Raw genomic sequence first — 26,058 nt, 5'->3', positions numbered from 1 at the left:
AATGGACATCACAACACCCGAAAATATCTCGCCCGAAACCCCGACGCCCGAAACCACCACGCCCGAAACGGTTGGGCTGGCCCCGGGCCTCTACATTGTCGCCACCCCGATTGGCAATCTTGGTGACGTAACGCGTCGCGCCATCGAAGTCTTCGGGCTCGTCGACGCCATAGCGTGCGAGGATACCCGCGTCACCGGAAAGCTGATGGCGCATCTGGGGTTGAAAAAGCCCCTGCGGCGGTACGATGACCATGCCGATGCCAGCGCGCGCGATGCGCTGATCGATCTGATGCGCACCGCGCCCGTTGCGCTGGTATCGGATGCCGGCACACCGCTGATTTCCGACCCCGGCTATCGGCTGGTGCGCGCCGCACGTGCCGCAGGGATTGCGATCACCAGCCTGCCAGGGCCATCAGCGCTGATCACCGCGCTGACACTGGCGGGGCTGCCCACCGACCGATTTTTGTTTGGCGGGTTTCTGCCCGGCAAGGACAAGGCGCGCGCCGACGTGCTGACCGAACTGGCGGGCGTGCCGGCCACGCTGGTGTTCTATGACACCGGGCCACGGCTGGCGGATACACTGGATGCGATGGCCCGGCTGCTGCCCCGGCGCGAAATTGCGGTGGCGCGCGAACTGACCAAACTGTTTGAAGAATGCCGCACCGGCAGCGCCACCGATCTGGCCGAGCATTATCGCAACCACCCGCCGCGTGGCGAAATCGTCGTGCTGGCCGGGCCACCCGTCGCGGCAGAGGCGCCCGATGACGCCGCGATCGATGCCGCGCTGATCGAGGCACTGGCACGCCTGCCGATGTCAAAGGCGACCAAGGATGTGGCGCGTGCGCTGGGCGTGGACCGCCACGCGCTCTATCGCCGCGCGCTGGAATTGCAGGGCGAAACCGGGGCCGACGCGCCTTGACCGGAAAGACTCGCGCCGAACGCGACGGGCGACGCGGCGAAGGGTGGGCGGCGCTGTACCTGATGGCAAAGGGCTGGCGGATTGTCGCGCGGCAGGCGCGGATCGGCCACGGGCGCGGGATTGGGGAGGTTGATCTGATCGCGCGGCGCTGGGGTGTGCTGGCGTTTGTCGAGGTGAAATGGCGGCGCGATGCCCGCGCGCTGGACACAGCGATCGATGAACGGCGGTTGCAACGCGTCGCCCGCGTGGCAGAGGCGCTGGCCCCCCGGCTGATGCGGCCGGACGAGGTGGTGCGGATCGATGTGATATTGCTTGCGCCGTGGCAGTGGCCACGCCACATGACGCACGTCTGGCAGCCGTGATCGGGATGCCGCTATTCGGGAATATGTTGCAATGCCGGTACGCGTCGCGGTCCAGATGGACCCCCTGGCCACCATCAACATCGCCGGGGATTCAACCTTTCACCTGATGTTGTCGGCGCAGGCGCGCGGACACGAATTGTGGTATTATGACGTTCGTTCGCTGGCGTGGCAGGCCGGCCGCGTTACCGCGCAAGGATCACCGGTCAGCGTGCAGCGTGTCCACGGTGACCATTACGAACTGGGCGAAGCGCGACAGATCGATCTGGGCCGCGATGTGGATGTCGTGCTGATGCGGCAGGACCCGCCATTCGACCTGGGCTATATCACCGCCACCCACCTGCTTGAACGGCTGGAGGGTGAAACGCTGGTGGTCAACGACCCGCGTTCGGTGCGCAATGCGCCCGAAAAGGTCTATGTGCTCGATTATGCACGGTTCATGCCGCCCACGCTGATCACGCGTTCGGCGCACGATGTGCGCGCGTTTCAGCGCGAACACGGCGGCGGCGCACTGGTGGTGAAACCGCTGCACGGGAATGGCGGCAAGGCGGTGTTCAAGATCGAGGCAGATGGCGGCAACTTGTCGGCGCTGGCCGAACTGTTTGGCCAGGTCTGGCCCGAACCGTTCATGGTGCAGACTTTCCTGCCCGAGGTCGCCGAGGGCGACAAACGCATCGTGCTGGTCGACGGCGAAGTGCTGGGCGCAATCAACCGCAAACCGGGCGAAGGCGAATTTCGGTCCAACCTGGCGGTCGGCGGCTACGCCGAAAAATCAGGCCTGACCGATCGTGAGGCGGAAATCTGCGCTGCCATGGGCGCCGATCTGAAGGCACGCGGGCTGGTGTTCGTCGGCATCGATGTGATCGGCGGCAAATGGCTGACCGAAATCAACGTGACATCCCCCACCGGCATCGTCGCCATCGAAAAGTTTGATGGGACGGATACCGGCGGCGCGATCTGGGATGCGATCGAACGGCGGCTGGGGTAACGGTATCCACGTTGCGAAGATTGACCAAATCTGGCGATTTGGGGGTGATTGCACCTTGGGCCGTAATTCCCAAAGACAAATCCGTGCGGCTCCACCGTAATGCTTTTGCCCATTTGGACGATTGGCCCAAACCCGAAAATCCGCCAGTGCGATCCTAACGCACCGGCCCCCGGCTGCTGATCCTATTTTTCGCAAAGGCTCCCGAACGTGAAGCACGCGTTGATTTTCGCCAAGGTTTTTGCGTTCCTCAACCTGTTGTTCGTGCCATCCATCGTCCTTGTCCTGGGCCTGGGTTACTTCATCAGGGAAACAACGAACGGATTTTTCAGTTTTGTCGGGATAACGACATTTCTGATCAACCTGGCGTACGTCTTGGGCGCCAATCGCCGTGAGAAACTGTGGCGCAAACTTAACGCCATTGCCGGAATGCCGGTTCGAAGCTGACGATCAGCCGACTGGTGCGTTCGAGTTACGATGCCCCTGGGACTTCGGTGGTTACGGTGGGTGGTTACGGTGATGGTGTGGACGGCAATTACGGTGATGGTGTGGAAACCCATAAATTGACCCCGCCGTAAATTCCCGTTGCGCTCCTGACGGTTCCCGCCCTAGCGCCAGATGGCGCCTGGCAGGCGCTGCTCGATCGTCAGCGCATTCAATTTCAGGGCCTTGGTCACGAGCTCGATCGGGGTTGTGCCGACCTGATCGCGCCACGATGTAAACACGAATTCTGCGTGGCAATCAGTGTCCATATTGATGTCCAGGCCGCCGCGATATTGGCATCCCATCATCAACATCGGCACCCATGGCAGTGGCGCCACTTGCACCGCACGCACAGTATATGCGGGCTGATCAGGGCCGCTGATCGTGACATCCTGTTCAATCCCGCTGACAAGGCCTGAAAATTCATGCGCCGACGCCAGTGCAACCACCAGCGCGCCAGGTGGCGGAATGGCCTTGCCCTGAAACCACAGACACACGCCGTCGGCCCATTCCATCGGCGATTTGCGCGTATATCCGCCCCGGTTGATCCCGTGGTATTGCGCTGACCCAGCCATGCCCGCTCCCCGTTTCGGACATGGCTGATGGTCCAGCCAGACACGTGTTGCCGGCGCATCGGCAAAGGCGCCCTGGTACGCCTCATCCAGCCCGTAAGTTTTAACAAAGTCCTCTGGCGTAATGTCGCTGGCAAGGTTTTCGCTGCTGGTATCGACCTTGGTGATCAACAGCGGCTGCGTCGCGTGGTTCCAGCGGACGGGTTCATGGGCGTTTTGCACGGCCGCCGCATGCCGCAGCGCGGCGACTTCGGCATGGCTAATCGAGGCGACCAGCGTGTAACCGCCAAACCATAGCAGCGGCGGCAACAACAACAACTGCTGCCGCGATGTCATGGCATCGACCGCCATCGCCACAAAACCGGCATTCGTTAAAATTATCGACAGATACGGCACGCCCATAATGGCGAACAGGATGCCCAATATGGGGATGGCGGTCACCAGTACGGCCACCACCGTGCCGATCAGGCAGAACACCCAAATTGAACGAAACAAAGACATTTTTGGCATGGCAACGTTTATAGACGCCAAGCCTTAAAATCCATTATACAATTACCGCAACGCCAAATCAAAAAGCGTCTGTGTTGCGTCTGATACAGATTGAACATGGGATTCCGGTGACACGGCACCCAATTGGCATTGCCGAGATGGTCCAAAAATATTCTGTCGCCGTAAGCCTTAGGACCCCGGTGTCGAATCTGCCAACCACTGTTCCAGATACTTGATCGAATAATCGCCGTTCAAAAACTGCGGGTCTTCGATCAGGCGCTGGTGCAGGGGGATTGAGGTTTTCACGCCTTCGATCACCATTTCCTGCAGCGCGCGTTTCAGGCGCATGATGCAACCTTCGCGGGTGCGGCCATAGACGATCAGCTTGGCAATCATCGAATCGTAATAGGGCGGTATCCGGTATCCGGCATAAAGCCCCGAATCGACGCGCACATGCATGCCGCCCGCCGCGTGATAGGCGGTGACCAGCCCGGGTGAGGGGGCAAATGTGAGCGGGTCTTCGGCGTTGATCCGGCATTCGATGGCGTGGCCCGAAAACACGATTTCATCCTGCGTTACCGATAGCGGGCGGCCATCGGCGATGCGGATCTGTTCGCGTACCAAGTCGACCCCGGTGATTGCCTCGGTTACCGGATGTTCGACTTGCAGCCGGGTGTTCATTTCGATGAAATAGAACTCGCCGTCTTCCCACAGGAATTCGATCGTGCCTGCGCCGCGATAGCCCATGTCGGCCATCGCGCTGGCCACCACGCCGCCCATGCGCGCGCGTTCGTCGGCGGAAATGACCGGCGATGGCGCTTCTTCCAGCACCTTTTGATGGCGGCGCTGCAGCGAACAGTCGCGTTCGCCCAGGTGGATCGCCTTGCCATTGCCATCGCCGAAAATCTGGAATTCGATGTGGCGCGGGTTGCCCAGGTACTTTTCCAGATAGACCGTGGCATCGCCGAACGCGGCCTTGGCCTCGCTACCAGCCTGCTGCATCAGCGATTCCAGCTCTTCGGGGCCGGTGCACACTTTCATGCCGCGTCCGCCGCCGCCCGATGCCGCCTTGATGATCACCGGATAGCCGATTTCGGCGGCAATCTTGGCCGCCTCGACCAGGTCATCGATCGCCCCGTCGGAACCGGGCACCAGCGGCAGGCCCAGCTTGCCAGCGGTGCGCTTCGCCTCCACCTTGTCGCCCATGGTGCGGATATGTTCGGGTTTCGGCCCGATCCAGGTGATCCCGTGTGCCTCGACTATGTCGGCGAACTTCGCGTTTTCCGACAAGAAGCCGTAACCGGGGTGGATCGCATCGGCATGCGTGATTTCCGCCGCCGAAATGATCGCCGCGATGTTGAGATAACTGTCCTTCGCCGCCGGCGGCCCGATGCACACGGCATGGTCGGCCAGCCGCACATGCATGGCATCGGCATCGGCGGTGGAATGCACCGCCACCGTTTCGATCCCCATTTCGCGCGCGGCGCGATGGATTCGCAGCGCGATCTCGCCACGATTGGCGATAAGCAGGCGCGTGATGGCCATTCAGCGGGTTCCGTCCGTCAACAGTTCAGGCGATCACGACCAGCGGCTGGTCATATTCGACCGGCTGGGCGTTTTCGACCAGGATCGCGGTCACCGTGCCCGATGTGGGCGCGGTGATCGTGTTCATCACTTTCATCGCCTCGATGATCAGGATGGTCTGTCCGGCCTTGACCGTCTGGCCCACGCTGATGAAATTGTCGGCACCGGGTTCCGGGGTCAGATAGGCGGTGCCAACCATCGGCGATTTCACGGCATTGGCGTGGGCAGGTGCGGCTGCCGCTGCGGCCGGTGCAGGGGCGGCGGCCGGCGCGGCAACCGCGACCGGTGCAGGCGCAGCCATGATCTGCGGCGCAGCGGTCAGCGTGCGGGCCACGCGAATCTTGCGCTTGCCATCCTCGACCTCGATTTCGGTCAGCCCGGTTTCGGCCAACAGCTCAGCCAGTTCGCGCACCAGTGCGCGATCTATGGCCATCGCATCATGACTGGTTTGGTTTGCGCCGCCGTCTTGCGCCATATGTTGTGATCCCCGCGGTGGATGAATGCATTACCTAACGCCGCGACATGCCCGCAGGTCACGCGGCTGGCAAGAGGCTTGTCACCGTTGTGACATGCAATCGGTGGCAATTACAGCCGCGCGGCCGCCTCCAGCGCGACCACATAGCTGTTGGCGCCGAACCCGGCGACCGTGCCCAGCGCGGCCTTTCCCACCCAGGACAGGTGGCGGAATTCTTCACGCCGGTGCGGGTTTGACAGGTGCACTTCGATCACCGGGGTGCGAATGGATTTGATCGCATCGTACAGCGCGATGCTGGTGTGGGTAAACGCCCCGGCGTTGAGCAGGACCGCGTGCGCGCCTGCGCTTTGTGCTTCGTGCAGCCAGTCGATCAGGTGGCCTTCGTGGTTGGACTGGCGCAAATCGATTTCCAGCCCCAGTTCGCGCGCGCGATCCTCCAGCATACCGGCGATATCATCAAGCGTGTCGTGGCCATAGATTTCGGGTTCGCGCATGCCCAGCAGATTGAGATTGGGACCGTTGAGAACATAGACAATCGTGGACATGGGCTGTGCATCCGGCTGCGCGCAAACAATGCGCCTAGCTGATAGCCAGGCACGGCAAAAGCGCAAGCATGGCCCGCAGTCGCGGCCTTACGGCTGGTTGGCGGCGGGCATCGCCGGGGCCGGTTCGATCGGCACGGTATCGTTCATCGGCTGGCCAAAATTGCCTTCGCCATTTTCGGCGATTTCGGGCGGGGGGGCCTGTGGGTCCTGGTTTGGCGGCGGTTCCTGGTTGTGCATGGCCGTCTGCGCGTCGGCATCTTTGACTCGCTTTTCGGCCGCCGTGGCGCGCGCCTCGGCCGCGATCAGCTTTTGCTGCAGGTCGGCCACGGTGTCGGCATTGTTTTGCGAACATCCGGCCATAGTGGCGGCAGCGCCCAGCAGCAGGGGCAGCGCCAGCGCGCGGATCGACGGACGGGTTGGTCTGATGGCGTTCATGACCACAGTGGCGTAACAGCAAAAGGTTACCCGATAATCACCGCGCCGGAAATTGCGCTGCGCCAATCCACCCCCCGATGATTATTGACGCTGATCGCGCTCTGCCTGGGGGCGGCAGCCGGTCATGCGCAAGTAAAACCGCGAAAAATACGACGGGTCGGCAAAGCCCAGCTCAGCGGCCACGCTGCTGGCGCTGGCGCCGGTGTAGCGCAGCATCCGCTGTGCCTCCAGCGCCAGCCGGCGGTTGATCAGCACTTGCGGGCTGTGCCCCAGCGCACGCCGGGTAAGCCTGGTCAGTGTGCGGACGGTCACGCCCATCGATTGTGCATAAAACGCCAGCGGACGGTGCTCGGTCAGATGGGTTTCCACCATGTGCCGGAAAATGCCCAACCGCCGGTCGCTGCCTGTACCGCGCGTTGCGGCGGAATCGGCCACCAGCAGCGCGCGGATCAATGCCTCTGCCAGTGCGTCGAACAGCGGATTGCCGGCAGAACCGGTTTCGGCGTCGTGCTGGCCCAGCGCGATCAGATCGTCGGCCAGCCGCGTCGTCAATGCCGCCGCCGCCACCTGTACCGGGCCATGCCCGCCCTGTGTCAGCAGTGTGCCCAGCGGATCATCGGGTGCGCGCGCTCGGCCCACAAATTCCTGGCTGAGCGTCAGCACATGGCCGATGGTGTGCGCGGCAAAGCGGAACCCGTGGACCACGCCGGTCGGCACCACCAGAAACGCCGGGCCGGTCAGTGCAAACATGGCACCATCCAGCGTGACCTGCGCCGGGCCGTCGCGCACCAGCAGCACCTGCACCGCGCGGTCATGGCGATGCGGGGCGATTCTGCCATTGTGCAGCGTGCTGCGCGCGGCAATCGTTTCGATATGGGCAAAGCCGGGTGGGCTTTGCCAGCCATCCTCTCCATACAGCGCAAAGGTCGGGATCTTGGCCAGTGATGGCGGGGCAGGGGGCATCACACATGTCCTGAAAGTGCCAGACAAATGACGCTGCCATCCCTTCACGTGCGCGCCGTCGCCGTCAATAGAGCAGTGCAACAATCGCCGCGCCGGCAGGGGGAGAACACAGACCATGAAAACCGATGTCGCGATCATTGGCGCAGGCCCCGCGGGGCTGTTGCTGGGGCACCTGTTGCGCGCAGAGGGCGTTGCCTGTGTGGTGGTGGAGCGCCAGACCGGCGATTATGTGCTGTCGCGCATCCGCGCCGGGGTGCTGGAACGCACGACCGTGTCGCTGATGGAACGGCTGGGGCTGGATGCGCGGCTAAAGTCCGAAGGGCTGCCGCATGGCGGGTTCAACCTGGCCGATGGCGAACGCCTGATCCGCATCGATGTGGAGGCGCTGACCGGGCAGACGGTGACCGTTTATGGCCAGACCGAACTGACCCGCGACCTGATGGACGCCTGCGACGAACGCGGGCTGGAAGTGATCTATGACGCGGGCGAGGTTGCCCTGCACGATATTGCCGGTGATGCGCCTTATGTGACCTTTGTCCGCGATGGCGGTGAACAGCGGATCGACGCGCGGATCATCGTCGGGTGCGACGGGTTTCATGGCCCCAGCCGCCAGGCGGTGCCAGCCAGCGTGGGCCAGGTGTTTGAACGCGTCTATCCGTTTGGCTGGCTGGGCATCCTGGCCGATGTGCCGCCGTGCAACCACGAACTGATCTATGCCAACCATGAACGCGGGTTTTCGCTGGCATCGATGCGCAGCGCCACGCGCAGCCGGTATTACATCGATGTGCCGCTGACCGAAAAGATCGAGGACTGGTCCGACGATCGCATCTGGGATGAACTGGCGGTGCGGCTGGGGCCAGAGGCGGCGGCGCAGATCACGCGCGGGCCGGCCATCGAAAAATCGATCGCGCCGTTGCGCAGTTTCGTGTTCGAACCCATGCGGTATGGCAGCCTGCTGCTGTGCGGTGATTCGGCGCATATCGTGCCACCAACCGGCGCCAAGGGCCTCAATCTGGCGGCCAGCGACGTGCACTATGCGGCCGAGGCGCTGGTCGCGTTTTTCCGCCACGGCGATGCCGATGCGGTGGCCGGATATTCCGCACGGGCGCTGGCGCGGGTGTGGAAAAGCGAACGATTCAGCTGGTCGCTGACCAAACTGATGCATCGTTTCCCCGACGACGGCCCATTCGAACGCCGCATGCAGGTGGCCGAACTGGATTACATTGCCAACAGCGAGGCGGCCCAGCGCAGCATCGCCGAAAATTATGTCGGGTTGCCGGTGTAGGAAGGGTCAACGGGCACGGCCGCCTTACTCTGAGGCGTTTTACACCGACGCCCGGGAAAACAGGTTCATCACCATCACCCCGGCGATGATCAGCGCCATGCCTGCCATTGCCGGAATATCCAGTTTCTGGCCCTGGAAAACCCACGCAACGATCGCGATCAGCACGATGCCGATGCCCGACCAGATGGCATAGACAATGCCGGTGGGGATGGTCTTCAGCGTGATCGACAGGGCATAGAGCGCAATGAAATAGGCGACGACCGAGATCACGCCGGGCAGCAGTTTGGTAAAACCATCGGCCTGTTTCAGCATCGACGTGCCGATCACCTCGGCAATGATGGCGATGGCCAGATACATGTAGCTCATTGTGACCCCCGGGATGGCGGCCGCTGATCCTCCCCGATTCGGGGAGGGGGACCGCGCGTAGCGTGGTGGAGGGGCTTTGCGACTCGCGCAAGGGTTGTGCCGTGGGGCACCGCCCCTCCACCACCCTGCGAGCGGTCCCCCTCCCCGGAACGGGGAGGATCAGGCTATTACGACCAGCCGTCTTGCGCTGCCAGTTGGGCGGCAAGGTCACCGATCACGCGATAGCAATCGATCACGCCGGCCAGCGAACTGTTGGGTGCGCGGCCTTCGCGGATGGCGGCGATGAATTCGCGGTCCTGCAATTCGATGCCGTTCATGCTGACATCGACCTTGCTGACATCGATCTGCACATCGCGGCCATCGTACAGATCGTCATAGCGCGCCAGATAAGTGCCGGTATCGCCGATGTAGCGGAAATAGGTACCGAGCGGGCCATCGTTGTTGAACGACAGCGACAGCGTGCAGATCGCGCCGGTGCTTGCCTTCAGCTGGATCGACATGTCCATCGCGATGCCCAGGTCGGGATGTTTCGGCCCCTGCATTGCATGCGCGGCCACGATCGGCCCGGTCTGATAGGCGAACAGATCGATGGTGTGCGCGGCGTGGTGCCACAGCAGATGGTCGGTCCAGCTGCGCGGCTGGCCTTTGGCGTTCATGTTCTGGCGGCGGAAGAAATAGGTCTGCACATCCATCTGCTGCACGGCAAAGTCGCCTGCCACGATGCGGTTGTGCACCCACTGGTGCGACGGGTTGAACCGGCGGGTGTGCCCGACCATACAGGTCATCCCGGTTTCCGCCGCTTTGGCCACCACCGCCTGTGCATCGGCCCAGCTGTCCGACAGGGGGATTTCCACTTGCACATGCTTGCCCGCATCCATGCAGGCCATCGCCTGTTCGGCATGCATTTGCGTGGGCGTGCACAGAATCACCGCATCGACATCATCACGCGCCAGTGCATCGGCCAGATCGGTCGAACTGTGCCGCGCGCCGTATTTTTCGGCCACAGCAGCGGCCTGTTCGGCCTGGCGGCTGATGATCGAGACGATTTCGACGCCATCGATCAGTTTCAGACCGTCGAGATGTTTTTCACCAAAGGCACCGGCACCGGCCAAAGCGATCCGCATGGGGCATTCCTCAATATCGTGAAAGACCGGGCGCGGGGGTTTTATCCACCGCGCCCGGCAGGGTGGAATTCAGGTCGCGGGTTCCAGCACGATGTGCCCGATCGCGGTGTTGCTGCACGGAATGTGGTAATGGCGGTGGAGCAGTCTGGTTTTCGGCCCCAGCGCGCCGCGCATGATCAGCCACATCACCATTTCAATGCCTTCGCTGCCGGTTTCGCGTAAGTATTCGATATGCGGAATCCAGCGCGCGGCATCGCTGTCACCGATCAGCATGTCCAGAAACGCGTTGTCCCATTCGCGGTTGAGCAGCCCGGCGCGGGGCCCCTGCAACTGGTGGCTCATCCCGCCGGTGCCCCAGATCTGCACGTTGAGATCTTCGGGAAAACTGGCCACCGCCCGCCCGATTGCCTCACCCAGCGCCCAGCAGCGGTTGCCCGATGGCACCGGATAAGTCACCACGTTGACCGCCAGCGGCACGACCTTCACCGGCCAGGCATCGGGCGTGCCGAACATCATTGACAGCGGCACGGTCAGGCCATGATCGACATCCATCTCGTTGATGATGGTCATGTCGAAATCATCCAGGATCAGGCTTTGCGCGATATGCCAGGCCAGATCGGCGTGACCCTCGACCGCGGGCACCTGGCGCGGGCCCCAGCCTTCATCGGCTGGCTGGTAAAGCTCGCCACAGCCGATCGCAAACGTCGGCACGATCTTCATGTCGAACGCCGATGCGTGATCGTTGTACACCAGCACGATCACATCGGGTTTTTCGGTCTGTTCCCATGCGCGGGTCCAGTCGTAGCCGGCAAAGATCGGCCCGAAATAATCGTCGCGCGTCTTGCCCTGGTCGACCGCGACGCCCAGCAGCGGCACGTGGCTGGAACCGACACCGGCGGTAATGCGTGCCATGGGTCAATACCCTCCTTTGATCGATCGTTGCCCGACCGGGCTGCGCCCGCCGTTCAGCATCATGTCGCGGTATTGCGGAAAGGTCATGTCGGTCATCGTCGAAACCGCCTCGGCAAATGACAGTCCGTCGCACGAAAACAGCTTTGACAGGAAATAGACATTGCCGCCCAGGTCCAGCAAGTGGTTGTAATCGCGCGCGCGCAACGCGGCCTTTGCCTCGTCATTCAGCGGCCATTCGTTCAGATAGGCGTCTTCGTCGGCGCGGAACCGGTCGCGGTTTTCCGGGGTCATCAGGCTCATCGCGAACTGGTTGATGTGGTATCCGCGCCGCGCCCGCGCCGCCGTAAACACGCGCGTGCCGGGGATATCCTCCAACTCGGCCAGATAGGCGTGGATGTCGCTGGTCGGCCGCGGGGCGGGGGTATCGGTCACAGGCCTTTTTCCTTCAGCAGGGCATCCAGCCGGGGGAACACCCGGCGGGCATTGCCTTCGAATATCGCGTGGCGCGCCTCATCGCTGATCGGCAAGGCATCGACATAGCGTTTGGTATCGTCGAAATAATGCCCGGTGGTGGGGTCGATGCCGCGCACCGCGCCGACCATTTCCGAACCGAACAGGATGTTCTTCGTTTCGATCACTTCGGCCAGCAGGTTGATCCCCGGCTGGTGATAGACGCAAGTATCGAAAAACACGTTGTTCATCAGGTGGCTGTCCAAAGCCGGTTTTTTCAGCATGTCGGCCAGCCCGCGATAGCGCCCCCAATGATAGGGCACGCCGCCGCCGCCATGCGGGATGATGAAGCGCAGCGAAGGGAAACGGCTGAACAGATCGCCTTCCAGCAATTGCATGAACGCGATCGTGTCGGCGGCGATGTAATAGCCGCCGGTGGCATGCATCGCCGGGTTGCATGATCCCGATACGTGGATCATCGCCGGCACATCCAGTTCCACCATCTTTTCATAGATCGGGAACCAGTAGGGATCGGTCAGCGGCGGGTGGGTGAAATGCCCGCCGCCGGGATCGGGATTGAGATTGCAGCCGATAAAGCCCAGCTGCGTGACGCAGCGTTCGAGTTCCACCACCGACGATGCCAGATCCGCCTCGGGCGATTGCGGCAGCATGCACACCCCGGCAAAGGTTTCGGGAAACAGCCCGACCACGCGCGCGATCAGATTGTTGCACGCCTGTGCCCAAGGCACCGCGACCGACTGGTCACCCACGTGCGGCGCCATCGCGCTGGCGCGGGGGGAGAAAATCGTCAGGTCCGCGCCGCGTTCGGCAATCAGCCGCAGCTGGTTGGCCTCGATCGTCTGGCGGATGTCATCATCGCTGATATCGGGATAAGCCGGGGCGGGTTGGCCTGCCTTGAATGCGGCGGTCTGCGCGCTGCGCCATTGGTCGTGCGCCGCTGGCAACACGGTATAATGGCCGTGGCAATCGATGATCAGGGTCATGCGCCGGTTCCTTGGGCTATCGTCGTCAGCGGAATGGGGTGCCCCGCCTGTTCACGCTGGCGTTGCACGGTGGCCCGCGTCATCAGCGGTTCAACGCCGAGCGCGGCCAGCGTTTTTGCGCTTTCCTCCATTTCGGCAGCGCGGCGGGCGCCGTGGGTGACCATGCGTTCGATGTTATAGGCTGCGCGCCGCGGCCAGGGCTGTGCGCGTTCGCTGGCATCGAGCGAGGCCAGCACCTCGTCAACCACCCCGGCGCGGGTGGCGGCCAGCATCATTTCGGCGGTCAGCGCCTCGATCCCCTTGACCATCACCGACCGGATCATCTTGATCGCGCTGGCGCGGCCGATTTCGTCGCCGACCACGCGCAGATTGGTGAAACCGGCGGCGGCCAGCGCGTCGGCTGCCGCAGCGGCGGCGGGGCCCGACAGCAACAGCGGCACGGCCATCCGCGCCGGTTCGACCGGGGCCAGCACCGCCACATCGACATACCGCGCGCCACAGGCCTCAACAATTTTGGCGGTCGCCCGTTTGGTTTCGGGCGCGACCGAATTCATGTCACACCATAGCGCGCCGGGCCTGGCATACCGGGCATAATCATCGGCAACCTGCAGCGCCGCATCCGCCGTGACCAGCGACAGCACCAGTTCAGCGCCCGCCAGCGCATTGGCCGCGCGGTCGGTAAAGTTCACACCCAGTTCGTCGGCCACGGCCGCACGTTCTGCGCGAATGTCGAACGCCCAGGCCGCGCCGCGCCACCCGGCCGCGCGAGCAAAAGTCGATCCGGCTTCGCCAAATCCGATCAGGGCGATGGGGGGTATCATCGCCGTCCCCTGTGCCGCGCAGGTCTGGCAGCGGCCAATCCGAATGCGCGTGGTGGTATAACAACAGGCTAAGTCCGGTAGATTCAGCGCGCTCTGCAACCGGTGTTTGATCAGGATCAACCGGGGTTGCGCAACGGTCTGTCACAGCACCAGCAGTGCCCACCCGCGAAAGTTGATCCGATGCCCACACGCAAGCCCGTTCAGCCCATTCCCGGCACCACGCTGTTCGACGGCGCGGCGGCGGCCAAAGGCTATGCGTTGAATGCCATGTGCTATGCGTTCAACCACGCTGCCAACCGCGCGGCATTTGTGGCCGATGAGGAAGCGTTTTGTGTGCGCTATGGCCTGACCCACGACCAACGCGCGGCGGTGGCGGCGCGCGATGTGCCGGCGATGATCGCGGCAGGCGGCAACATCTATTACCTGGCGAAACTGGCCGGGATTTTCGGTCTGGGTGTGCAGGATGTCGGCGCGTTGCAGACAGGGATGTCGGTTGCGGCCTTTAAACAAATGCTGCTCGATCAGGGCAAAGACATTCAGGGAAAGGATATGGCTCATGGCTGATATCGTTGGCGCCTATTTCACCAGCCACGTGCCCGCAATCGGCGGGGCCATCCACCGTGGCGATCAGCAGGACCCGTATTGGAAACCGTTTTTCGATGGCTTTGTCCGCGTCCACCAATGGCTGGCGCTGACCAAACCCGATGTGGCGGTGGTGTTCAACAACGACCACGGGCTGAACTTTTTTCTCGATTGCCTGCCGACTTTTGCGGTGGGGGCAGCGGACCAATACCACAACGCCGATGAAGGTTGGGGCCTGCCGATCTACAAACCCTTTGCTGGTCATGCGGCGCTAAGCTGGCATATTGTCGAACAACTGGTGACCGATGAATTCGACCCCGCGACCTGCCAGAAAATGCAGGTCGATCATGCGCTGTCGATTCCGTTCGAGCTGGCCTGGCCCGGGGTCGATGCCTGGCCGGTCAAAATCGTGCCGATCGCGATCAACACCGTGCAACACCCCTTGCCCTCGGCGAAACGCTGCCTGGCGCTGGGGCGCAGCGTGCACCGCGCGTTGACCAGCTGGCCGGGGCAGGAACGCGTGGTGGTGATCGGCACCGGCGGCCTGTCGCATCAGCTGGATGGCGCGCGCGCCGGGTTTATGAACCCCGATTATGACCGGTTCTGCCTGGACAATCTGGCGCGCAATCCCGATCTGCTGACCCGTCACAGCATCCACGATATTGTGCGGTTGTCGGGTACGCAGGGCGTTGAAATCCTCAACTGGATTGCCGCGCGCGGCGCGCTGGGGCCGTTTGCGACCGAGGTGCACCGCAATTACCACATCCCGATTTCAAACACCGCAGCGGCAACGATGGTGCTCAACCCGGCGTGAAAGGACCCGGCAATTATCCCGCGCCGTTGCCGGCCACACCGGGCCGATCGTTGCGCGATGGCACAGCGCCGCCGGCCAGCGCCCGCGTGAACAATCCTGCCACCAACCGGGGTTCCAGCCAGCGCCCTGCGACATACAGCACGGTAAATATCCCGGCAAACACCCGTCCCGAAATTTTCGAACCATCGACAATGGCCGACACGCCCAGGAAAAATACCGGCAACAGGAAACAGAACAGCAGGGCCCGGCCGACCAGTTCATAGCGCAGGGTGCCGCCCGTCAGCCCGGCGGCGATCTGCAGCCGCCCGCGGTCAAACACCGCCAGCTTGTCCTGCGACAGCGGGTTGACCTTGTGAAACGTCACCACATCGCCATCGCGCTGGCGGGTCGTGCCGGGATCGTGGAACAGCGGGTCCAGCCGCGCCGCCGCCTCATCCACCGACAGCCCCGGGGCAATCGGCAGCGACCCGCGCACGGTCCAGATCCAGTCGATCAGGCGCAAGGCGGTAAAGCTCATTCCGCCGGAACAGCGGTCGGGCTGCGCCAGGCCCGCGCGCGGTCGATCAACGGCATGAACGTGTACAGCATTTGTTCGCGGATCGACATGCGGCGTCCGCCTTCCTGCCCGACCAGTTCGGATTCGCCGTCCACGCACGTTCCGAACATGCGGTCGATGAAAATGAAGGTGTTGGAATAATTGCAGCGCGTGCTTTCATAATCCTGCGAATGGTGCAGGCTGTGATGTTCGACCGTGTTGAACAGGTACATCCACCAGCGCGGGGAATTGAAACGGATGTTGGCGTGACTGTAAACGCCCATGGCCATGCCGATCCCGCCGGCGGCCAATCCGGCGCGCGGAATGAAATCCAGAAATCCTTCGACCCCCAGGCCGATCAGGAAAATTTCGGTGGGGTTGCCGATCGCACCCTTCAGCGTGTTGAGCTGGGTGATGAAGTGATGCGGAGCGTGGCTCAGCCACAGCGGATGAAAATTGTGCATCGCACGATGCATCCAGTATTGGCCGAAATCAAAAATGAACATGCCGACAAACACTTGCACCAGCAACGGCCAGTGCCCGGCCCAGGCAGTGTGGATGTTGAGCGAGTGCTTGATCGCATCGACCGCCGGTTCGCTGCCGATATGTTTGGCGGCAAATTTGATCAGCGTCACGCTGACCGCGACGTAGAACATGTCGGTGACCAGTTCCTTCCACGTCAGGCGCCAACTGGCGTGCCGTTCGCTGACCCATTCCAGCCCGAGAATCAGCGCCTTGAACGCGATGCCGATGCCGATTGCCACGGCCGGCGTGGCGTATTTGTCCGGTGCAAAGCACCAGAACGCGATCATCGCAAACAGCATCACGGGCTGGAAATGGGTAAAGATGAACTGTTTGATCGGGCCGCCCTCGACAGCGGGCCGATTGGCGAAGAACGGCTTGGTCACCCGTTCCTGCCCGGCGCTCGCCCGGAAAACCCCCTGCCCAAAATATCCTGCGTTCATCCCTGACCCCGAAAATGCCTGGCGCGATACGTTGTGGCAATTGCCGCCCCTGTACGGCTATGAAATTGGCATACCCGCAATCAAATCGCTATGCCGTACGTCATCCGACGTATGCGGCACTGGCCTGCACTATCGGGCAGGCGCCACCGCAACCAGATCGGCCATGAATTCCGCCTGCACCGCGGTCGGCCGCCACGATGCGCGGGTGGTCACGCCGATCTGGCGGTGGAACGATCCGGGCGGGTTGCCGAGCGAGGTCAGCCAGCGCGCCTCCAGTTCTACCGCGACCTGGTCGGGGGAGGCCAGGGTGAGGAAATCGCTGTCGATCAGCACCTGGCGAATGGTCATTACCGATCCCGATTCCACCGGCACCGGCGGCGCGGGCACCCCGGCATCGGCAAACATCGCCGCCCATGATGTGCGCAACGGTGATCCACGCCCGGGCAGGACCCAGCTGTATTGTGCCAGCGCGTGCAGGTCGGGTGTCTTGCCCGCCAGCGGGTGGCCGGCGCGAGCCACCACGATCGGTTCATCCTCAAACAACAGCGTCTGCACCAGATCGGGTTCGACCATCGGATCGCGCAGCGCCCCGATCATCAGGTCGATCACCCCGTTGCGCAGGGGTTCGACCAGTTCGGCGCGGGCGCCTTCGGCAATGGCGATGCGCACTTGCGGGTGGCGTTTCAGGAACCGGGTGACCGCCGCCGGCAGAATGCGCGCACGCGACAGCGGCATCGCGCCCACGGTAATGCGGCGGATTTCGCGGCCTTTCAGCGCCTCGATCTCGGCCAGCCCGGCCTCCAGCTCTACCCGTGCCAGCCGGAATGCGCGGGCCAGCGCATGCCCCGCCTCGGTCAGCACCACTGCATTGCCGCGCCGCTGCACCAGCGTTTTGCGCAACGACAGCGACAGGTCCTTGATCGCGCGGTGCAGCGTCGGCACTGCCAGCCCGGTGGCCAGGCTGGCCCCCAGATACCCGCCGCCATCCGCCAGCGCGAGCAGTGCGCGCATCCGTGCGGTGGTGACATGCGGGCTAATCGCATGATCGAGCGCGGCGTGGATGCGCGGGCTGAGCAGATCGGTCGCGGCCGTGGCCACCATGCCGTTGTGGCGGCGTTCGAACAGCGGCAGGCCGATCAGCGCCTCCACCCGCGCCAGTGCCTGGGTCAATGCCGGCTGGGTCAGATTGACCGCACGTGCGGCGGCGCCCATCGTGCCCAACCGGGCAATCTGCGCGACCGCCGCCAGATGCCGCAAATTGTAATCCCAGATTTCCATACGCACTCCGCAGGCCGGGCCGGACCCGGGTCTTAGCAAATTCTAATGGGTTCGCCAATCTTTCCGCTTTCCCCTTGGTTCAGGCGCGGCGCAACCGGGGATGGAGCAATACAACCAGACAGGCGGGCAGCGTTCATGAGCGGAATTGTCGTGCAGAAAATCGAACGGGCGCCGATCGCGGTGATCGACGCGCTGGGCCAGTGCGGCGTGGCCACAGTGCACGAGGCGCAGGGGCGTACCGGGCTGCTGGGCAGTGCGCTGCGGCCGATCTATGCCGGCGCCCGCATTGCCGGATCGGCGGTCACCATCAGCGCCCCCCCGGGCGACAACTGGATGGTGCATGTGGCGATCGAACAACTGCAGCCGGGCGACATTCTGGTGCTGGCGCCGACGTCCCCGTGCGAAGACGGCTATTTCGGCGACCTGCTGGCGACATCGGCACAGGCGCGCGGCTGTCGCGGGCTGGTGATCGATGCCGGGGTGCGCGATCTGCGCGATCTGACGGAAATGCAGTTCCCGGTGTGGTCAAAGGCGGTCTATGCCCAGGGCACGGTCAAAAACACGCTCGGTTCGGTCAATGTGCCGGTGGTCTGCGCCGGTGCGGCGATCCAGCCCGGCGATGTGATCGTGGCTGACGACGATGGCGTCTGCGTGGTGCCGCGCGCCCAGGCCGAAACCGTGCTGGCCGCAGCCCGGGCGCGCGAAGCGAACGAGGCGGACAAGCGGGCGAAGCTGGCCGCCGGCGTGCTGGGGCTGGATATGTACAAGATGCGTGAACGGCTGGCAGAAATGGGCCTGAAATATGTCTGATGCACACTATGTCTGATTCACATGACGCACGCTGCATGTGGATGCGCGGCGGCACGTCCAAGGGCGGTTATTTTGTCAAAGATGATTTGCCCGTGGACGTTTCCGCGCGCGACGCGTTTCTGCTGGGCGTGATGGGGTCGCCCGACCCGCGCCAGATCGATGGTATGGGCGGCGCCGATCCGCTGACCAGCAAAGTGGCGGTGGTGTCGTCATCAAACCGCGACGGGATCGATGTCGATTACCTGTTTCTGCAGGTGTTTGTTGATCAGGCGATCGTGTCGGACGCGCAGAATTGCGGGAATATCCTGGCCGGCGTTGGCCCGTTCGCGATCGAGCGCGGTCTGGTTACCGCCACTGGCGATGTCACGCGCGTGGCGATTTATATGGAGAATACCGGCCAGGCGGCGGTGGCGACTGTCGCCACACCCGGCGGTGTGCCGACCTATGCCGGCAATGCCGCGATTGACGGCGTGCCCGGCACCCATGCGGCGATCCCGCTGGAGTTTCGTGATACCGCGGGTTCCAGCTGCGGCGCGCTGCTGCCCACCGGCAACGTGGTCGATGTGGTCAATGGCGTGGCGGTTACGCTGATCGACAACGGCATGCCGTGTGTGGTGATCAGGGCGCAGGACTTGGGCATCACCGGCTATGAGGATCGCGACTGGCTGGACAATGCGACCGAACTGAAAGCGCGGATAGAGGCGATCCGGTTGATTGTCGGCCCGATGATGAACCTGGGCGATGTCACCGCCAAATCGGTGCCCAAGATGATGCTGGTCGCCCCGCCGCGTAACGGCGGCGCGGTCACCGTGCGCAGTTTCATCCCGCATCGCGCGCATGCCACGATTGGCGTGCTGGGCGCGGTGTCGGTGGCGACCGCCTGTCTGTTGCCGGGGTCGCCCGCTGCCGCAGTGGCCACGGTGGGTGAGGGGCCGCGCAAAACGCTGTCGGTCGAACACCCCACTGGCGAAATGAGCTGTGTACTGGAAACCGATGCCAGCGGCGCGGTGGTGAGCGCCGCGCTGCTGCGCACCGCGCGCAAAATGATGGATGGAGTGGTTTTCGCATGAGTGGCAACGCAACGCCCGAACGCATCGTGTCGTGGCACGCCAATCCATCAAAACCGCGCTATGTGCCGCCGGCGGGCGCGATCGATGCGCATTGCCACGTGTTTGGCCCGCAGGCGCAGTTCCCGTTCAGCGCCAAGGCGAAGTATCTGCCCCAGGACGCCGGGCCGGACAGGCTGTTTGCCCTGCGCGACCATCTGGGGTTTGCCAAAAACGTGATCGTGCAGGCCAGCTGCCATGGCACCGACAATGCCGCCACGCTCGATGCCATTGCCCGGTCGCAGGGCCGCGCGCGCGGGGTGGCGGTGGTCGACCCCGCGATCAGCGAGTCCGAACTGCACGCCATGCATGCCGGCGGCATGCGCGGCATACGCTTCAATTTTCTGAAACGGCTGGTCGATGATGCGCCCAAGGACAAATTTCTGGACGTGGCGCGGCGCCTGCCCGCCGGGTGGCACGTGGTGATCTATTTCGAAGCGGATATTCTGGAAGAATTGCGCGGCTTCATGGATGCGATCCCGGTACCGCTGGTGATCGACCACATGGGCCGCCCCGATGTCACCCAAGGCGCCGATGGTGCGGATATGAAGGCGTTTCGTGCATTGCTGGATTCGCGCGATGATATCTGGTTCAAGGCGACGTGCCCCGACCGGCTCGATCCGGCCCAAAATGGCAGGGGCGGCGATCCGTGGAATATGTTTGCCGATGCGGTCGCGCCGCTGGTGGCCGATTATCCCGGCCGTGCGCTGTGGGGCACCGACTGGCCGCATCCCAATATGCAGGACGCCATTCCCGATGATGGCCATCTGGTCGACATGATCCCGCGCATCGCGCCCACGGCCGAACTGCAACACCGGCTGCTGGTGGCCAATCCGACAGCCTTGTATTGGGCCGATTGAGAGTCTGTTTCGAAAGTCGCTGACAAGCGACTTTCGAAACAGACTCTGACCAAAGCGCTTGCAGCGGCGCGGTTGTGGTGGTGAAACCATGGCCATGCAGCTGGATCTTTTTCGTTCGTTATGGGGGTGGCCTGCCGGGCCTGGCGCCGATTGGGCGCGGTGCGGTGCAGAGTGCCGCGAAAACGGCTTTGTCGGCGTGGAAACCCGGCTGCCTGCCGATCCGTTTGCCCGCCGCGCGCTGAAATCCGCGCTGGCGGAACAGGGGCTGGATTATATCGCGGTGGTGTTCACCGGCGGCGATGTCATCCCCGATCAGTCATGGGCCCCGGCGCAGCATTGCGACCGGCTGGCTGCGGCGATCGATGGCGCGGGGCAGCTGGGCGCGCGGTTTGTCAATGTGCTGGCCGGCAACGATCGCTGGCCGCTGGCGATGCAGGTCGATTTTTTTGGCCGGGCGCAGGCGCTGGCCGATGCGGCCGGGATCATGTGCAGTTTTGAAATCCATCGCGCCACATCGTTGTACAGCCCGTGGCTAACGCTTGATCTGATCGCGCAGGTGCCGCAATTGCGCTTTACCGCCGATCTCAGCCACTGGGTGGTGGTGTCGGAACGGTTGTTGAATGATCCGGCGGATGATCTGTCGCCGTTTCTGAACCGGGTGCACCATGTGCAGGCCCGCGTCGGTTATGACCAGGGGCCGCAAGTGCCGCACCCGGCCGCGCCCGAATATGCCGATGCGCTGGCCTGGCATCAGGCGATGTGGGAACGGGTGTGGGCGGCCCAGCACGCGCGCGGCCAGGCGGTCACCACGCTCACCCCCGAATTCGGCCCCGACGGCTATACGCACTTGTTGCCGTTTACCCGCGCGCCAGTGGCCGATATCTGGGATTTGAACCGCTGGATGGCCCAAACCAGCCGCACACAGTTTACCGCATGGAGCCAGATGGCATGACCCCTTTCGAAGCGCTGCCGATTATCGATATCCGCCGCCTGTTCAGCGCAAACCCTGCCGATCGTCAGGCCGTGGCGGAGGAACTTGGCCGCGCGGCACGCGAAGTCGGGTTTTTCTATATCAGCGGGCACGGTATTTCGGCGGAGCGGATTGCCGCCTTGCGCGCCGCCACGACTGACCTGTTTGCGCATGATTTCGACTGGAAAATGGCGTGCCACATCGGGTTGGGGCGTGGGCACAAGGGCTATGTGCCTGAAGGATCGGAATTTTACGGCTCCGGGCGGCCCGATCTGAAAGAGGCGTGGGATGTGGGGTTCGAAGCCGCCGACGATCATCCGTTTGTACTGGCGGGGCAGCCGCTGATCAGTGGCAACAAATGGCCCGCGCTGCCGGGGTTTCGCGATTCCGTCGATGCCTATTATGCCGATGTGTTTGCGCTGGGGCGCAAGCTGTTTCAGGGTTTTGCGCTGGCGCTGGGGCAGGATGAACACGCTTTTGACGCGCTGGTAACCTGCCCGCCGTCAAAGCTGCGGCTGATCCATTATCCGGTTGATCCGTCGGCGCGGGATGCGCCGGGCATTGGCGCGCATACCGATTACGAATGCTTTACGCTGCTGTTGGCCGATCAGCCCGGGCTGGAAGTGTTGAACGGCGAAGGCCACTGGATCGACGCGCCGCCGGTGACCGTGGACGGCGAGGAACTGTTCGTGATCAATGTGGGCGACATGCTGGAGGTGATGACCGCCGGGCAGTTCGTGGCCACCACCCACCGCGTGCGCAAGGTGCAACACGAACGCTATTCGTTCCCGCTGTTCTTTGCCTGCGACTATGCGACCAAGATCCGACCCTTGCCCGAATTCGATCCCACCGGCGAACGCGCAGCCGAATATCCCGACATTTCAATCGGCGATCACATGTGGTCGATGGCGTTGCAGACGTATCGCTATCTGCGCGAAAAGGTCGCCAACGGTGAACTGGCGCTTCCCGCCAACGCGCGCGGCACGCATACGTTTGGCCAGTTCAAGGCTCTGGCGGAATAGCGCCGTCGTGATCCGTGAATGCCCCGAATCAAAAAGCCCCTCCCCTCAGGGGAGGGGTTCGGGAGGGGTGTCCGACGCCTGATTTGTCGTGCGTCATCGCAGCGCCGGACACCCCCTCCCAACCCTCCCCCTGAGGGGGAGGGCTTTTTATTCAGTGGGTTGCACTAACGTCATGCTTGCCGATCACGCGACGCCGCGATCCTGCCCTTCCCAAAATTCGGCGCGCATCGTTTTCTTGTCGAACTTGCCGACTGCGGTGCGGGGCAGGGCGTCCTTGAAAAACACGTGCTTGGGCGCTTTCACGCTGCCGATCCGGTCCTTGCAATGCGCGATGATCGCCGCGGCATCGGGCGCACCCGGGCCGGCGACCACCAGCGCGGTGACCGCTTCGCCCCACTTGTCATCGGGAATGCCGATCGCCGCGCATTCCAGGATGCCGGGCAATTCGGTCACCGCGGCCTCCACCTCGGTGCAGAACACGTTGAACCCGCCGGTGACGATCATGTCCTTTTTGCGGTCGACGATGTAGTAATACCCATCGGCATCGCGCCGGCCCACGTCGCCGGTGTGGTGCCAGCCGTGCGCCCAGGTTTCGGCGCTGACCTCTGGCATTTCGAAATAGCCGCCGCCGACGATGCCGCCGCGCCCGACGATTTCGCCCACTTCATCCACGCCCAGCAGATTGCCGTCGTCGTCCATCAGCTCCACGCGCACCGAATAAGTCTGGCGGCCGCAACTGGCCAGCCGTTCGGGATGATCGCCCGCCGCCGCGGCCGCGACCACTTCGGGTGGCAGCCAGGTGGCGACCAGGTGGAATTCGGTCTGGCCATACGACTGGCACATGCAGGGGCCGAAAATCTCCACCATCTGGCGCAGCTTTTCCGGCGCGCATGCCGAACCCGCCAGCAGAAAGAACTGCAGGCTGGAATAATCGATTTCACGCACGCGCGGGTGCGCCAGCATCGTGTACACTGCGGTGGGCGGCAGGAAGGTGTGCGTCACGCGGTGTTCGACCACCGCGTCCATCACCGCATCGGCATCGAATTGCGGCAGCACGACAATGGTGGCGCCCATCGTGATGCCCGCCATGGTAAACGGCCCGGCCGCATGGGTAAGCGGCGCGGTGGCCAGAAATACCGGGTAATCGGTATAGGCGTTGGGTTTCAGCGCCATGCCGTTGCCGATGGTTTCCAGCATGGTGCCCCAGCTGCGGTTGAGCACGCGCACGCCCTTGGCCGGGCCGGTGGTGCCGCCGGTGGCAATGATCGCGGTCAGTTCATCGCCATTGCCGCCCGGATCGCCCCAATCGGCCACCGGGGGCGATCCGGCAGGCCGCATGAACTGATCGAGCGAGGGTGCATCGCCCTCGGGCTGGTCGATGCACACCATCAGGCGGATGGTCGGCACCGATTGCTGCACATGCCGCGCATCATCGGCATAGTGCGAATGGTAAAACAGCACCGTAGCGCGCACATAGTTGAGATAGACCACATTGTCGGACAGCGCGTTGCGCGTGTTGACCGGAATCCACGTTGCGCCCGCGCGCCACAGCGACAGCATGGCCACCAGCACGCCGGGGTGGTTGGGGCTCATTACCGCAACCGCTTCCTGATGCGCCAGCCCGGCATCGAGCAGCGCGCCGGCCGTGCGGTGCGTCAGCGCGTGGACTTCGCCATAAGTCAGCGACTGGCCATTGGCGATCAGCAGCACGCGATCGGGATGGAGTCGTTCCTGGCGGTCAAAATAATCGATATTACGCATTGTTCGTGGTCTCGGCTTTTCCGGTGATCTTGGCGGTTTCGGCGGCGGTGGAAGCCGGGCCGGTGTTGCGGTTGATCAACCCGCCCACCAGTGTCGGCCCTTTGGCAAACGGTTCGGGATCGCCCGCGCGCATCTGCAATCCAAACAGCGGGCTCATCCCGGGGATGCGGCCCAGCCCGCCATACAGGTCAAAGCCGCGATCGATCCAGTCGCGCAGCGGTTCATCATCGGTCATTGGCGGGATGTCGGCGATGCTGGCGCACCACAAAAACACCGCCAGCGCGCGATAATCGGCATAATTGGGCGTTTCGCCGCCCAGCCATTTGTGTTCACGCAAAATCCCGCGCAGCAATTCCAGTTCGGGCAGCACCAGCGGCAGCCGGTCTTCGCGGCCCACAATCAGTTCCTCCATCGGCGCGCCCCACATGCGGCGGCGCGATTCGACGATATAGCGGATGTCCTGCGGAAAACAGCGGTCGCGGTACTGCACGGCATAGCAGCGCGCCCACACGCTGACTGCGGTCTTCCACAGCCAGGTTTCCAAAAACTGGGTCAGCACGCGTACCGATGGATCGCCGATCAGGGTGGGACGTTCAGGATATTTGCGATCGAGATGTTCGGCAATCAGCCACGAATCGAGCACCCATTCGCCATCATCGACAATCACCGGCAGGCGTTCGGAATGGCCCCCGGTACGATCGAGAATGCCGATGAACCCGCCATCGACCACATCCAGGTCGAACCCTTTGTGTTTCAACGCATATTTGGTGGCCCACACAAACGGGCTGGTGGTCGCGCCGCTGGCGTGTTGCAGGTCGAAAAAGGTGATGCGGTTGTCTTTTGCCATGGTCGCCATCCTCTTTCGTCGGGGCCTGTCGCGTGCGCAGCGTGCGGCACGGCGGTCCTGATCGGTTGTCTATTTTGTTAGTAATACATACAAAATGCCGCAAGGGAAGGGGGATTTGGCAGGGGCGGCCTACCCCTTGGTGATGCTGGCGATCAGCGTCGGTGCATCAGTCAGCGCGCCACATCGCGGCCTGTTATTCGGCGCGCCACAGCGCGGCCTGTTATTCGGCGCGCCACAGCGCGCCCAGCGCAGGCACGAGGTGATCGCGGTGTTCGGGCGCAATGCGGGCCAGCAGATCGTCTTCAAACGCGGTGGTGATGGCGTCGGCCCGGGCACGGCGTTCCTGCCCGGCCGGGGTCAACAGCACGGCCTGCGATTTGCCGTCAATCGGTTTGCGTTCAATCAGCCCGGCCTCTTCCAGCCGGGCCAGCAGCGGCACCATGTTGGCGCGCTGGATATCCAGCACGCGGCCGATTTCGCTGGCGGTGACATCGTGGCGACGCTCGACCAGCAGCAGCACCGAAGCCTCGGCAATGCGCAAGTCGATCAGGGCAAGCCGGCGCGCCAGTTCGCCCATCATGGCATTGGCGGCACGGCGCAGGGCATAGCCGGGGCGTTGGCGCAGAATGTCGGTCATGGGCGCAAAATCCATCGCTCCGTTGTCAGGATAGTTATTGACAATAACAATATTGCCGATATCTCTGATAGCATAACGTCCAGATCACGAAAGAGCACGA

The 26,058-nt window shown here is 63.2% G+C and carries 30 protein-coding genes; 12 read left to right on the top strand and 18 right to left on the bottom strand.

Annotation, left to right across the window (positions count from 1 at the left end):
* Nucleotide 1: 1 nt before the first annotated feature.
* The 4 genes from rsmI (at nucleotide 2) to ABWP89_RS02105 (ending at nucleotide 2,710) form a co-directional block, all read left to right on the top strand.
* Nucleotides 2-919 carry a 16S rRNA (cytidine(1402)-2'-O)-methyltransferase gene (rsmI, locus tag ABWP89_RS02120; protein ID WP_353226850.1) on the top strand — a complete coding sequence of 306 codons (918 nt, stop codon included), beginning with the start codon at nucleotides 2-4 and terminating at the stop codon, nucleotides 917-919.
* Complete coding sequence (locus ABWP89_RS02115; RefSeq protein WP_353226848.1) at nucleotides 916-1,281, top strand: YraN family protein; 366 nt, start codon at nucleotides 916-918, stop codon at nucleotides 1,279-1,281. Before rsmI ends, ABWP89_RS02115 begins: the two co-directional genes overlap by 4 nt.
* A 31-nt stretch (nucleotides 1,282-1,312) precedes the next feature.
* Nucleotides 1,313-2,266, top strand: a complete 954-nt coding sequence (gene gshB, locus ABWP89_RS02110) for a glutathione synthase (protein ID WP_353226846.1) — start codon at nucleotides 1,313-1,315, stop codon at nucleotides 2,264-2,266.
* Nucleotides 2,267-2,473: 207 nt separating this feature from the next.
* A complete protein-coding gene (locus ABWP89_RS02105; RefSeq protein ID WP_353226845.1) occupies nucleotides 2,474-2,710 on the top strand; it encodes a hypothetical protein in 237 nt (78 codons plus the stop codon).
* Nucleotides 2,711-2,871: 161 nt separating this feature from the next.
* Here the strand turns inward: ABWP89_RS02105 and ABWP89_RS02100 are convergent, their stop codons facing one another.
* The 6 genes from ABWP89_RS02100 to ABWP89_RS02075 all read right to left on the bottom strand — a co-directional run bounded on the left by ABWP89_RS02100 (nucleotide 2,872) and on the right by ABWP89_RS02075 (nucleotide 7,809).
* Entirely contained in the window at nucleotides 2,872-3,813 is a 942-nt protein-coding gene (locus ABWP89_RS02100) for a hypothetical protein (protein ID WP_353226844.1), read from the bottom strand.
* A gap of 183 nt (nucleotides 3,814-3,996) precedes the next feature.
* The gene (gene accC / locus ABWP89_RS02095) at nucleotides 3,997-5,352 is read right to left on the bottom strand and encodes an acetyl-CoA carboxylase biotin carboxylase subunit (RefSeq protein WP_353226843.1); all 1,356 of its coding nucleotides are present in this window, start codon (nucleotides 5,350-5,352) and stop codon (nucleotides 3,997-3,999) included.
* 25 nt (nucleotides 5,353-5,377) lie between these two features.
* Nucleotides 5,378-5,824, bottom strand: coding sequence for an acetyl-CoA carboxylase biotin carboxyl carrier protein (gene accB, locus ABWP89_RS02090; protein WP_353226841.1), 447 nt, complete (start codon nucleotides 5,822-5,824; stop codon nucleotides 5,378-5,380).
* Between the two features lie 152 nt (nucleotides 5,825-5,976).
* The gene (aroQ, locus tag ABWP89_RS02085; protein WP_353226839.1) at nucleotides 5,977-6,411 is read right to left on the bottom strand and encodes a type II 3-dehydroquinate dehydratase; all 435 of its coding nucleotides are present in this window, start codon (nucleotides 6,409-6,411) and stop codon (nucleotides 5,977-5,979) included.
* 87 nt (nucleotides 6,412-6,498) lie between these two features.
* On the bottom strand, nucleotides 6,499-6,846 hold the full coding sequence (locus ABWP89_RS02080; protein WP_353226838.1) for a hypothetical protein: 348 nt from the start codon (nucleotides 6,844-6,846) through the stop codon (nucleotides 6,499-6,501).
* Nucleotides 6,847-6,927: 81 nt separating this feature from the next.
* The gene (locus tag ABWP89_RS02075; protein ID WP_353226837.1) at nucleotides 6,928-7,809 is read right to left on the bottom strand and encodes a helix-turn-helix domain-containing protein; all 882 of its coding nucleotides are present in this window, start codon (nucleotides 7,807-7,809) and stop codon (nucleotides 6,928-6,930) included.
* Nucleotides 7,810-7,924: 115 nt separating this feature from the next.
* Here ABWP89_RS02075 and pobA point away from each other — a divergent pair, with 115 nt between their 5' ends.
* Nucleotides 7,925-9,094, top strand: a complete 1,170-nt coding sequence (gene pobA, locus ABWP89_RS02070) for a 4-hydroxybenzoate 3-monooxygenase (protein WP_353226836.1) — start codon at nucleotides 7,925-7,927, stop codon at nucleotides 9,092-9,094.
* Between the two features lie 39 nt (nucleotides 9,095-9,133).
* Here pobA and ABWP89_RS02065 read toward each other — a convergent pair whose 3' ends face one another.
* From ABWP89_RS02065 to ABWP89_RS02040, 6 genes are all read right to left on the bottom strand, one after another.
* Nucleotides 9,134-9,460, bottom strand: a complete 327-nt coding sequence (locus ABWP89_RS02065) for an SMR family transporter (RefSeq protein WP_353226834.1) — start codon at nucleotides 9,458-9,460, stop codon at nucleotides 9,134-9,136.
* 167 nt (nucleotides 9,461-9,627) lie between these two features.
* Entirely contained in the window at nucleotides 9,628-10,584 is a 957-nt protein-coding gene (locus tag ABWP89_RS02060; protein WP_353226833.1) for a Gfo/Idh/MocA family oxidoreductase, read from the bottom strand.
* 69 nt (nucleotides 10,585-10,653) lie between these two features.
* A complete protein-coding gene (locus tag ABWP89_RS02055; RefSeq protein WP_353226831.1) occupies nucleotides 10,654-11,496 on the bottom strand; it encodes a class III extradiol dioxygenase subunit beta in 843 nt (280 codons plus the stop codon).
* A gap of 3 nt (nucleotides 11,497-11,499) precedes the next feature.
* Nucleotides 11,500-11,928: a protocatechuate 4,5-dioxygenase subunit alpha gene (gene ligA / locus ABWP89_RS02050; RefSeq protein WP_353226830.1), complete on the bottom strand. Its 429-nt coding sequence runs from the start codon at nucleotides 11,926-11,928 to the stop codon at nucleotides 11,500-11,502.
* The gene (locus ABWP89_RS02045) at nucleotides 11,925-12,950 is read right to left on the bottom strand and encodes an amidohydrolase family protein (protein WP_353226828.1); all 1,026 of its coding nucleotides are present in this window, start codon (nucleotides 12,948-12,950) and stop codon (nucleotides 11,925-11,927) included. Before ABWP89_RS02045 ends, ligA begins: the two co-directional genes overlap by 4 nt.
* The gene (locus ABWP89_RS02040) at nucleotides 12,947-13,771 is read right to left on the bottom strand and encodes an NAD(P)-dependent oxidoreductase (protein WP_353226827.1); all 825 of its coding nucleotides are present in this window, start codon (nucleotides 13,769-13,771) and stop codon (nucleotides 12,947-12,949) included. The genes ABWP89_RS02045 and ABWP89_RS02040 overlap by 4 nt, the downstream gene beginning before the upstream one ends.
* A 180-nt stretch (nucleotides 13,772-13,951) precedes the next feature.
* Here ABWP89_RS02040 and ABWP89_RS02035 point away from each other — a divergent pair, with 180 nt between their 5' ends.
* Nucleotides 13,952-14,335 carry a protocatechuate 4,5-dioxygenase subunit alpha gene (locus tag ABWP89_RS02035; RefSeq protein WP_353226825.1) on the top strand — a complete coding sequence of 128 codons (384 nt, stop codon included), beginning with the start codon at nucleotides 13,952-13,954 and terminating at the stop codon, nucleotides 14,333-14,335.
* Nucleotides 14,328-15,167, top strand: a complete 840-nt coding sequence (locus ABWP89_RS02030; RefSeq protein WP_353226823.1) for a class III extradiol dioxygenase family protein — start codon at nucleotides 14,328-14,330, stop codon at nucleotides 15,165-15,167. The genes ABWP89_RS02035 and ABWP89_RS02030 overlap by 8 nt, the downstream gene beginning before the upstream one ends.
* 13 nt (nucleotides 15,168-15,180) lie before the next feature.
* Here ABWP89_RS02030 and ABWP89_RS02025 read toward each other — a convergent pair whose 3' ends face one another.
* From ABWP89_RS02025 to ABWP89_RS02015, 3 genes are all read right to left on the bottom strand, one after another.
* The gene (locus tag ABWP89_RS02025; protein WP_353226821.1) at nucleotides 15,181-15,684 is read right to left on the bottom strand and encodes a hypothetical protein; all 504 of its coding nucleotides are present in this window, start codon (nucleotides 15,682-15,684) and stop codon (nucleotides 15,181-15,183) included.
* Nucleotides 15,681-16,610 carry a sterol desaturase family protein gene (locus tag ABWP89_RS02020; RefSeq protein WP_353226820.1) on the bottom strand — a complete coding sequence of 310 codons (930 nt, stop codon included), beginning with the start codon at nucleotides 16,608-16,610 and terminating at the stop codon, nucleotides 15,681-15,683. The genes ABWP89_RS02025 and ABWP89_RS02020 overlap by 4 nt, the downstream gene beginning before the upstream one ends.
* Nucleotides 16,611-16,796: 186 nt before the next feature.
* Complete coding sequence (locus ABWP89_RS02015) at nucleotides 16,797-17,945, bottom strand: LysR family transcriptional regulator (protein ID WP_353226819.1); 1,149 nt, start codon at nucleotides 17,943-17,945, stop codon at nucleotides 16,797-16,799.
* A 135-nt stretch (nucleotides 17,946-18,080) separates the two neighbouring features.
* On the opposite strand from ABWP89_RS02015, the gene ligK reads away from it, so the two are divergent.
* The 5 genes from ligK to ABWP89_RS01990 all read left to right on the top strand — a co-directional run bounded on the left by ligK (nucleotide 18,081) and on the right by ABWP89_RS01990 (nucleotide 22,713).
* Nucleotides 18,081-18,755 carry a 4-carboxy-4-hydroxy-2-oxoadipate aldolase/oxaloacetate decarboxylase gene (gene ligK, locus ABWP89_RS02010; RefSeq protein ID WP_353226817.1) on the top strand — a complete coding sequence of 225 codons (675 nt, stop codon included), beginning with the start codon at nucleotides 18,081-18,083 and terminating at the stop codon, nucleotides 18,753-18,755.
* A gap of 8 nt (nucleotides 18,756-18,763) precedes the next feature.
* Nucleotides 18,764-19,825: a 4-oxalomesaconate tautomerase gene (locus ABWP89_RS02005; RefSeq protein ID WP_353226816.1), complete on the top strand. Its 1,062-nt coding sequence runs from the start codon at nucleotides 18,764-18,766 to the stop codon at nucleotides 19,823-19,825.
* Nucleotides 19,822-20,721 carry an amidohydrolase family protein gene (locus tag ABWP89_RS02000; RefSeq protein WP_353226814.1) on the top strand — a complete coding sequence of 300 codons (900 nt, stop codon included), beginning with the start codon at nucleotides 19,822-19,824 and terminating at the stop codon, nucleotides 20,719-20,721. Before ABWP89_RS02005 ends, ABWP89_RS02000 begins: the two co-directional genes overlap by 4 nt.
* 94 nt (nucleotides 20,722-20,815) lie before the next feature.
* Entirely contained in the window at nucleotides 20,816-21,673 is an 858-nt protein-coding gene (locus tag ABWP89_RS01995) for a sugar phosphate isomerase/epimerase family protein (protein ID WP_353226813.1), read from the top strand.
* Nucleotides 21,670-22,713 carry an isopenicillin N synthase family dioxygenase gene (locus tag ABWP89_RS01990; RefSeq protein WP_353226811.1) on the top strand — a complete coding sequence of 348 codons (1,044 nt, stop codon included), beginning with the start codon at nucleotides 21,670-21,672 and terminating at the stop codon, nucleotides 22,711-22,713. The genes ABWP89_RS01995 and ABWP89_RS01990 overlap by 4 nt, the downstream gene beginning before the upstream one ends.
* A gap of 183 nt (nucleotides 22,714-22,896) precedes the next feature.
* Here ABWP89_RS01990 and ABWP89_RS01985 read toward each other — a convergent pair whose 3' ends face one another.
* The 3 genes from ABWP89_RS01985 to ABWP89_RS01975 all read right to left on the bottom strand — a co-directional run bounded on the left by ABWP89_RS01985 (nucleotide 22,897) and on the right by ABWP89_RS01975 (nucleotide 25,958).
* Complete coding sequence (locus tag ABWP89_RS01985; protein ID WP_353226809.1) at nucleotides 22,897-24,474, bottom strand: AMP-binding protein; 1,578 nt, start codon at nucleotides 24,472-24,474, stop codon at nucleotides 22,897-22,899.
* Complete coding sequence (locus ABWP89_RS01980) at nucleotides 24,467-25,321, bottom strand: beta-etherase (protein ID WP_353226807.1); 855 nt, start codon at nucleotides 25,319-25,321, stop codon at nucleotides 24,467-24,469. Before ABWP89_RS01980 ends, ABWP89_RS01985 begins: the two co-directional genes overlap by 8 nt.
* Before the next feature lie 220 nt (nucleotides 25,322-25,541).
* Complete coding sequence (locus ABWP89_RS01975) at nucleotides 25,542-25,958, bottom strand: MarR family winged helix-turn-helix transcriptional regulator (protein WP_353226806.1); 417 nt, start codon at nucleotides 25,956-25,958, stop codon at nucleotides 25,542-25,544.
* Nucleotides 25,959-26,058 lie beyond the last annotated feature (100 nt).

Source organism: Novosphingobium sp., from assembly GCF_040398825.1.
Lineage (GTDB): Bacteria > Pseudomonadota > Alphaproteobacteria > Sphingomonadales > Sphingomonadaceae > Novosphingobium.
This window is presented reverse-complemented; position numbering and strand designations above follow the sequence as displayed.